Here is an 8,090-nt window from a genome sequence, read left to right on the forward strand (position 1 = left end):
CAGGTACTATTTCACTCCCCTCCCGGGGTGCTTTTCACCTTTCCCTCACGGTACTGGTTCGCTATCGGTCGCCAAGAGTATTTAGCCTTGGACGGTGGTCCGCCCGGGTTCCCACATGAGAGACCTTCCACGTGGTACTCAGGGACTCGGCCGGGAGTCGGTCTCGCTTTCGCTTACGGGGCTGTCACCCTCTACGGCTGGCCTTTCCATGCCACTTCTGCTAGCGAACCGATTTGTAACTCCCTGCGGGCAGTGCAGTGCACCGCGGGCCGGCCCTACAACACCCCGACTGCAACGGCTGCAACCTGTCACGCAACCGGGGTTTGGGCTCCTCCGCTTTCGCTCGCCACTACTCACGGAATGTCTGTCTACTCCTCGAGGTACTTAGATGTTTCAGTTCCCTCGGTTTCCTCGATCGACCTATGAATTCAGTCGAACGTACCCGGGCATTACCCCGGGTGGGTTTCCCCATTCGGACATCTCCGGGTGATAACGCTTGCTCGCAGCTCCCCGAAGCATTTCGTCGCCTGCCACGTCCTTCATCGGCTCTTGGCGCCAAGGCATCCACCGCACGCCCTTAGTAGCTTGACCTAACGCTCACGCGGCTAGCACGGTGCTGGCCGATGGCGTCGGTTCTCGCGCGGTTCTTTACCGCGCGAGGCGTTCGGATTTCATCCTCGACGAAATCGATGCTTCCAGTCTTCGGTTCTTAAGGTCGCGTCCGTCTCTCGTCGAGACGAAGCCTCAGCGTTATCCGCTGACCGATGAGCACAACGAGGGTCGCGCGCAGCGATCAGGGGATATGACTGTTGGGGCTTTTCACAACGATCGCGGGCCGACCACACCGGCCTTCCCGCGAGGGACGGATACTGTAGCACTCCGCGCGATTTAGGGTCAAGGAGACCAATCCTGACGCGATGGGCCTCATGAGGCTGGCGCCGGGGCGTGCCTGCTAGCCTGTGCCGCACCATGCCGTCTCGGACCCGATATGCCCGATCGGGCGACCTGCATATCGCATACCAGGTCGTCGGCGACGGACCGCGCGATCTGATCTTCGTCCCTGGCTGGGTCTCCAACGTCGAGGAGTGCTGGGAACAACCCGGTCTCGCCGCCTTCCTGGAACGGCTCGCCTCCTTTTCGCGCCTGATCCTGTTTGACAAGCGGGGCACCGGCCTCTCGGATCGTGTCTCCAATGACCGGCTGCCCACCCTCGAGGAGCGGATGGACGACGTCCACGCAGTGTTGGATGCGGCGGAATCCGAGCAGGCGGCGCTGTTCGGCCATTCCGAGGGCGGAAGCATGAGTGTTCTGTTCGCCGCCACCTACCCGCAACGGACGCGAGCGTTGGTCACGTTCGGCATGTTCGCCCGTCGCCGTCGCAGCCCAGACTACCCTTGGGCGCCGAGCGACACGGATCGTGCGGCGACCATCGAACAGATCGAGCGCGACTGGGTCACCGAGGACCTGGTCCGCCCGCTGGTCCCGAGCCGGTCGGATGACGCGGCCTTCCTGGGCCAGCTGGCCACGTATTATCGGCGCTCGGCCAGTCCCGGAGCAGCGGCCCAGTTGCTGCGCATGAACACGGAGATTGACGTGGGCGCCATCCTGGGGACCATTCGCGTCCCCACCCTCGTCCTGCATCGGACCGATGATCGGGATGCGCTGGTCGAGGAGGGCCGCTGGATCGCGGCGCGCATCCCGGCGGCGTCGTTCGTGGAGCTGCCCGGCGGCGATCACCTCTTCTGGGTGGGAGACAGTGATGCCGTGCTTGCCGAGATCGAGGCGTTCCTGACCGGCGTCCGTCCGGCGCCGGATCCCGACCGCGTGCTGGCCACGGTCCTGTTCACCGATGTGGTCGCGTCAACCGAGACGGCGGTGCGCCTCGGTGACCGCCGCTGGCGGGAGGCATTGGAGACGCATCGGGCCGAGGTTCGCAGTGCCCTGAGGCGCTGGCGCGGCGAGGAGATCGACACGGCTGGCGATGGCTTTCTCGCAATCTTCGACGGCCCAGCGCGTGGAGTGCGGTGCGCCCTGGCGATTCGCGACGGAGCCGGGCTCGCCGGGCTCCAAATCCGGGCCGGGCTGCACACCGGCGAGATCGAGCGGCATGGCGAGGACGTGGCCGGGCTGGCGGTGCATATCGGCTCGCGCGTCATGGCCGCCGCTGGCGCCGGCGAGGTCGTCGCGTCGAGCACAGTCAAGGATCTCGTGGCCGGCTCGGGAATCGCCTTCGCCGATCGCGGCACGCAGGTGCTAAAGGGCGTCCCGGACGAGTGGCGCCTGTACACCGTTCTCTAATGCGGGCGGCATTGGCGAGGTTACGGTTACGGCGAGCCGCCCCGGTCCGGCGCGCGGTCCTCAGGGTCTCAGCGAGATCGCCTCAGTTGTACGACCACGGGTTGGTCGACCCTCCGGTTTTCGGGCGACCACCCGATCGTCAGCCTGCGCGTCGCCCTGCACCCAGTCCCTCGGCACACGTCGGTCCCGACCGACTCTTTCCCGCGGCGGTTCACGCGGCGTAGGCTCCTCGTGTGACGACCTTCGTCGGGAGAAGCCAAGAGCTCCGAGCGCTGGCGCGCGTCGTCGCGACGTCGGCTGGCCCCGCCGCAGTGTTGGTCACCGGTGTCCCAGGTAGTGGAAAGAGCCGGCTCCTCGCGGAGGCATGCCGCTTGGCACCCCGGGTCCCCTCGTTCGCGGTCGTCGGCTTCGAGTCTGAGCAGCACGTACCGCTCTCATCCGCGGCAGGCCTCGTCCGCGCATTGGCCGCCATCCCACGACACGGCGAGGCTTTGGATGCGCTGGTCTTCGGCTCGCTCCGTGACAGGTCAACCAAGGGGGCACACCCCGCCGCCGGCACCTTCGAGCCGCTCCGGATCTTCGAGGCGGCCCGTCGCACGTTTTGCACCATCGAGCCGGCGCTGATTGTCATCGATGACCTGCAGTGGATCGACGAGCTGTCGCTGTCGTTGTGCCACTACCTGGTACGTGCTGCCTCCGAGTCTAAGCAGCGACTTTCAGTTCTGTCGGCGACACGGCCGGGCGGACGCGGGGAGGAGCTCTTCGATACCCTGCCGGTTGCCAGCGTGCACCGCATCGATCTGGGACCCCTGGACCAGAAGAACGGAACGGCGCTGGCCCAGGCGCTCGATCCGGGGCTCGACACCGAGGCCGCCGTCGCCTTGTGGCGACGGGCGCAGGGCATCCCCTTCTGGCTTGAAGCGCTCGTTCTCTACGCTCAAGCCGGTGATGGGCTGCAACAGGTGCTCACGCGCCGCCTCCGAGGGGCGGGTCGCGACACTGCCATGCTGCTCGGAACGCTGGCCCTGTCAGGACGCCCGATCTCGGCCGCTCTGGCCGCCGAGCTTCTCGACCGCCAGCCTGCACGAGTCGAGACCGCCCTGAACACGCTCGTCGAGCGAGGACTGGCCGAGATGCACCAGGGCGGCGCGCAGCCGGCCCACGACCTGATCCGGGTTACCGCTGTCGCACAGCTTCCCGAGGAGGTTCGCCTTCGCACCCATCGTCGGCTCGCGGCCCGGTTCGAACGCGACGCAGGAGGAGATCTCCAGCTCCTGCGACTTGCGCTGGAGCATCGTCGGGCAGCCGGCCTCTCCGTCCTGGCCCTCGCCAAGACGCTGGCAAGCTCGCCGCAGCGTCGGCTGCTGGGGACCGATGGCGTCGAGGAGCTGGGTGCGCTGGCAGACGAGGCTGACCCACTGGCGCCGGAAACCGTTGCCCTCCAGGCCGACGTGGCGGCGCTTGCCCACGAGCTCGGCGAGCACGAACAGGCATTGGAACGGTGGTCGCTGGTGGCGGAGCGGGCCCACGCTCCTGCGACGCGCGCCTCGGCCGCGCTCGAGGCGTCGCGCGCGGCGTATGCGCTCGGGAGGGCGGACGAAGCACGTGAGCTCCTGTCACGAAGCCGGGAGCTTCTCGCCGACGATCCGGTGCTGAGCCTCGAACATACGATCCACGAGGCAGCGATCTGCCTGTGGCTCGAGCAGCGCGGGCCGGAGGGTCGCGCGCTGGCCCGCGAAGCGGCATCGGTCGCCAGGCGGCTGGCAAACGATGGAGCCCGCCAGGGACCTGACCATCCGGAGCTCCAACGCGCCCTGCTGGATGCGCTGCGCCTGGAGTACGAAGCCGCGATGCAGCAGGGCGATCCGGAGGCGCTGCTGCGCGCTGCGGAGCAACGGGAGGCGGCGGCCCGCGGCGTCGGGCTCGAAGAGGTGCTTGAGGCCACCCTCGCCCTCGGCGTAGCGCTGCGGCAGAACGGGCGGGTGCGGCAGGCGGTGGCGCGCTTCCGCCGGGTGTGGGCAGAGACGCACCGTGCAGTCCTGCCGCGGCTCGCCGTCGATGCGGGCTTCTGGCTGGGACGTACGCTCGCGCTGATCGGCGAGCTCGAGAAGGCTGAGGGAGTCGTCCGACAGACGAGCGAGCTCGCGCAACGCGTCGGCGACGTCCCACGCGCTCGACACCGGGTGGCGCGCGTCGTTTCCAGCGTGTGGCTCGAGCGCGGCTACGTCGCAGAAGGGCTGGCACTCCTGGAGCGCGAGATTGCGGAGGAGGCCAATGAGCACCAGCGCATCGTGCTCCTCGGCGATCGAGCAGTCTGGGCCGCCCGGCTGCACGGTGAGGTCGCGGCAGACATCGTCCGCACGCAGCTCGAAGCCGCCGAGACGTGTGCCGCCTCCGTGGGTTGTCCCCGTTGCACTGGCGAGCTGCTGCTGCTAGCGGCCGAGGCGTTGAGCCGCATCGGCGACGACCACGCGGCGCGGGTTGCTCTGGAGCGGAGGGATGGGCTCGGTTTTCCGCTCGATGACCTCGACAGGTTGGCACGCCTTCACGCCGGTGCGCTCGCGGCGCCCGGGCCCGAGGAGCGTGTCGCCGCGCTCGAGGCGGCGCTCACTGCTGCCAAGCCATCCCCCTACCGGCTCGCCGTGCTCTGGATCCGGCTCGACCTCGGGCGCGCCCTGGCGGCCATCGGCGACGAGCGAGCGGTGGTCGAGCTCGAGCATGCCGCGGTTGCGGCCCGGGACCGCGGGGCGGCGACGATCCGCGACCTGGCCGACCAGTCCTTGCGGGCGCTCGGCGTGCGCACCTGGCGTCGCGGCGCAGCTGGCGCGCCGCTGACCGCGAGAGAGGGGGAGGTGGCTCGCCTCGTCGCCGCAGGTGCAACCAACCGTGAGGTCGCCTCGACACTTTTCCTCTCCCCAAAGACTGTCGAGCGCCACCTCGTCAACCTCTTCCGCAAGCTCGAGGTCCGGAACCGCACCGAGCTCGCGGCGCGCCTGCCAGAAGTGGGAACGAAACGTACATGAATTCCCCGATGATCCGGAGTGCCCGTCACCCATAGCGTCACGGCGAACCCCCGAGGCTGAGGTGTGACGATGGCGATCTTGCTGGTGCTGATGCCGGCCCGGACGAAGGCCTGCCTTCGCTCGGACGCGCTTTCGGCGCTCGCGCGCCTGGGTGTGACCCGCGTTGCCCTCGTTGGTGACCACCGATCGACGGGGGTGGTCGTGGAGGGCTGGGCGTTCGACCCAATTGGATCGAGCGAAGCGGTCATGGCTGCCGTCTCCGGCAGCAGCCGGCGCGCGCGAACGCTCCAACCCCTGATGGAAATGACGCTAGCGCAAGGAGATGAGTGGTGAACAGGTTGATGAGCATCGTCGTGGCACTCGTGACGATCCTCCTCGTCGGGACACCGGTTGCGGCGGCGCAGCGGCCGATCGTCCTCGGGTTCGAGAAGCAGTGGGCCGCACCCGATTACTACGTCGGCACGGTGGAGGGCGGTGGCACGATCGAGATGTGGCTCTTCGACAAGAGCGTCATCGGCAATACGCAGCACTTCGGAGCCACCGTCGAAGTCGCGTCACCCGGTGGATCGTTCACTGCAGCGGTCAGCGGCCAGATCAACTTCAGCACTGGACGCGTGGTATTGAACGGCACCGTGACGAGCGGCTGGCTGAGCGGTGCGCAGGTCCAGGAACAGAGCCAGCTTGTCGACCCCGACACGGGCCGCTTCATCGGCACCATCCAGATCATGCCCGCCAGCTCGTAGTCGCCGGCGGGAAACGGGACGCCATTCCCATCGTGCCGTCACAAGGGTGCGGGGGGCGCGTCCCGTCAGGAACACAAGAGAGGTAAGAAATGCGTCGGTTTGTCATTCTTGCGACGGTGTTGACCGCCGTCTTTGTCTCCGCTCCTGTCGCGGCAAGCGACAACGCAAACAACTGGCACATCCACGACGGAAAGGCCGAGCCAGGCCACGCGCCGATCGGGTTCTTCCCAGCCATCCTGGGCGTCACGACCGAGCAGTACCTGTTGGACCCCGCCGTGTGCCCGAACGCGACTGACAAGGTGTTGCTTGGGCCCGACGGTGTCGACGGAAACCAGGTCGTGCGCTCCGGCGTGTGCATGACGAGCGGCATCGTGATCCAGCTGCGGACTCAGGACGCCTCAAGGCCCGCCCCTACCGGCTGGACGCTCGGCTCGACCGCGGGCGGGCTCAGCACCTACGTCAAGCTGACCGCCCTTCCGTAGAAGGAACGGGACGGCGCAACTGTTCGTGATGGACCGCCCAATGGGCGGTCCATCGCACCTGCCGCGACCCGACTAGGGCGACCATTACTACGGTCGTGGGCGCTGGGCTACGCCCGATGCCTAAACGAGAGCGTCGTTGCGGGGTCAGTTCGAGCGTGAAGTAAGGGTTGGTGGCCACCACGGGCTCGAAACCGTGGCAGGTACCGGATGGAATGGTGGAGATGAGGGGACTCGAACCCCTGACCCCCTCCTTGCAAAGGAGGTGCTCTCCCAGCTGAGCTACATCCCCATCGGCGCGGGGCATGGTACCGCCCCGGACCGGCCTCCGCTATGGAGGGGTAAGCCGCCTCCGCGGCTCGGCCGGCAGCGGCCCCCCATCCGGCCAGTCGACGCGGCGTACGACGCAGATCGGGGTCTGCTCCCCAGCCTGCCCAAGCGGGTTGTCGGCGAAGAGACGCTCCACGAAGCGCCGCTCCAGGTCACGCGTCAGCCCGAGCACGTTGCAGCCGGCGTCGTTGGCATCGATCACCGCCGCCGGGATGCCCAGGACCTGCGAGATCTCCCGCGCCGCCCCGTCGGGATCCTTCGGTCCGAGTGTCGCTGACTTGTTATAGGGCGGGATGGTGTAGCTGGTCGGGCCGTCGATGGCCGCAGCCTGGCGCCCGGCGATCCGGTAGAAGAGCCCGTGGACCCCGATTGGTTTGGTCAGGCCACTGACCAGGGCGGCCAGCAGGATGCGCGGCGCGCCGACCTCGCTGATTGCCAGCTGCATGGTCTCGGCCGTCCCGAGCCCGATCCCATAGCCCGGACGTGTCACGAACCGGACCAGGAAGCGGGCGAGGCGACCGGGGCGAATGCTGCTCATGGGGTATGAGCGACCCTGGGTGATGGCGACCATGCGCTCGCTGACGGCGACGAGGAGGACGTCCGCGTCGAGCGGGGTCGCATGGCGGCGGACAACCTCAACCGCGTCATCGGCATCGGTCACCAGGTGCGTGCGGACCGGGTGACGTGCGTAGACGGTGCCGTCCAGGCTTGCATGCAGGACGCGGTCCGGGTTCGGCTCCGCCAGGATTCCCGTCGGGCGGTCGGCCGGCTCCGGCACGGGCATGCTCCATCGGTCTAGGAGGTGGATGGTGGGCGTTTCTGGACTCGAACCAGAGACCTCTGCCTTATCAGGGCAGTGCTCTAACCAGCTGAGCTAAACGCCCTCGCGGGGCGGCATGGTACCCGCACCTCACGCATGGGCGCAAGGTGACGGGCACCGGACAAGCGAACAGCCGCCCCGGCCTGCGGGACGGCTGTGGTGCCTTGAGCGGCTGAAGAGTGACAGGAACCCGCGTGGTCGACGGAAGGTCTGTAGGTTCGAGGGCGAACAGCTCGTCCCGCTTGCGCGGGCGCCCGTTCCCCCTCGAGGGAACGGACCTTTGCGTTGAGCTGGTCGATCGACCTGGAAGATTGGATCCTCCGGCGAACCGGCGGATCGGGCTCTCCCTAGAAAGGAGGTGATCCAGCCGCACCTTCCGGTACGGCTACCTTGTTAC

6 protein-coding genes, 2 tRNA genes and 1 rRNA gene are annotated in these 8,090 nt (G+C 67.8%); 5 read left to right on the plus strand and 4 right to left on the minus strand.

What is annotated here, in order from left to right:
* A 23S ribosomal RNA gene (locus WEB29_00005) occupies window positions 1-591 on the minus strand; the annotation flags it as partial.
* A gap of 378 nt (window positions 592-969) precedes the next feature.
* On the opposite strand from WEB29_00005, the gene WEB29_00010 reads away from it, so the two are divergent.
* The 5 genes from WEB29_00010 to WEB29_00030 all read left to right on the plus strand — a co-directional run bounded on the left by WEB29_00010 (window position 970) and on the right by WEB29_00030 (window position 6,546).
* The gene (locus WEB29_00010; protein ID MEX2135328.1) at window positions 970-2,298 is read left to right on the plus strand and encodes an adenylate/guanylate cyclase domain-containing protein; all 1,329 of its coding nucleotides are present in this window, start codon (window positions 970-972) and stop codon (window positions 2,296-2,298) included.
* Between the two features lie 233 nt (window positions 2,299-2,531).
* On the plus strand, window positions 2,532-5,321 hold the full coding sequence (locus WEB29_00015; protein ID MEX2135329.1) for an AAA family ATPase: 2,790 nt from the start codon (window positions 2,532-2,534) through the stop codon (window positions 5,319-5,321).
* A gap of 69 nt (window positions 5,322-5,390) precedes the next feature.
* Window positions 5,391-5,654, plus strand: coding sequence for a hypothetical protein (locus WEB29_00020; GenBank protein ID MEX2135330.1), 264 nt, complete (start codon window positions 5,391-5,393; stop codon window positions 5,652-5,654).
* Window positions 5,651-6,064 carry a hypothetical protein gene (locus WEB29_00025; protein ID MEX2135331.1) on the plus strand — a complete coding sequence of 138 codons (414 nt, stop codon included), beginning with the start codon at window positions 5,651-5,653 and terminating at the stop codon, window positions 6,062-6,064. Before WEB29_00020 ends, WEB29_00025 begins: the two co-directional genes overlap by 4 nt.
* Window positions 6,065-6,153: 89 nt before the next feature.
* Window positions 6,154-6,546: a hypothetical protein gene (locus WEB29_00030; protein MEX2135332.1), complete on the plus strand. Its 393-nt coding sequence runs from the start codon at window positions 6,154-6,156 to the stop codon at window positions 6,544-6,546.
* Between the two features lie 213 nt (window positions 6,547-6,759).
* Here the strand turns inward: WEB29_00030 and WEB29_00035 are convergent.
* From WEB29_00035 to WEB29_00045, 3 genes are all read right to left on the minus strand, one after another.
* Window positions 6,760-6,835 (minus strand) — tRNA-Ala (locus tag WEB29_00035).
* 39 nt (window positions 6,836-6,874) lie between these two features.
* Complete coding sequence (locus WEB29_00040) at window positions 6,875-7,657, minus strand: F420-0--gamma-glutamyl ligase (protein ID MEX2135333.1); 783 nt, start codon at window positions 7,655-7,657, stop codon at window positions 6,875-6,877.
* Window positions 7,658-7,680: 23 nt separating this feature from the next.
* A tRNA-Ile gene (locus tag WEB29_00045) sits at window positions 7,681-7,757 on the minus strand.
* Window positions 7,758-8,090: the final 333 nt, after the last annotated feature.

The organism is Chloroflexota bacterium, assembly GCA_040902225.1.
Taxonomy (GTDB): Bacteria; Chloroflexota; Limnocylindria; order QHBO01; family QHBO01; genus CF-167.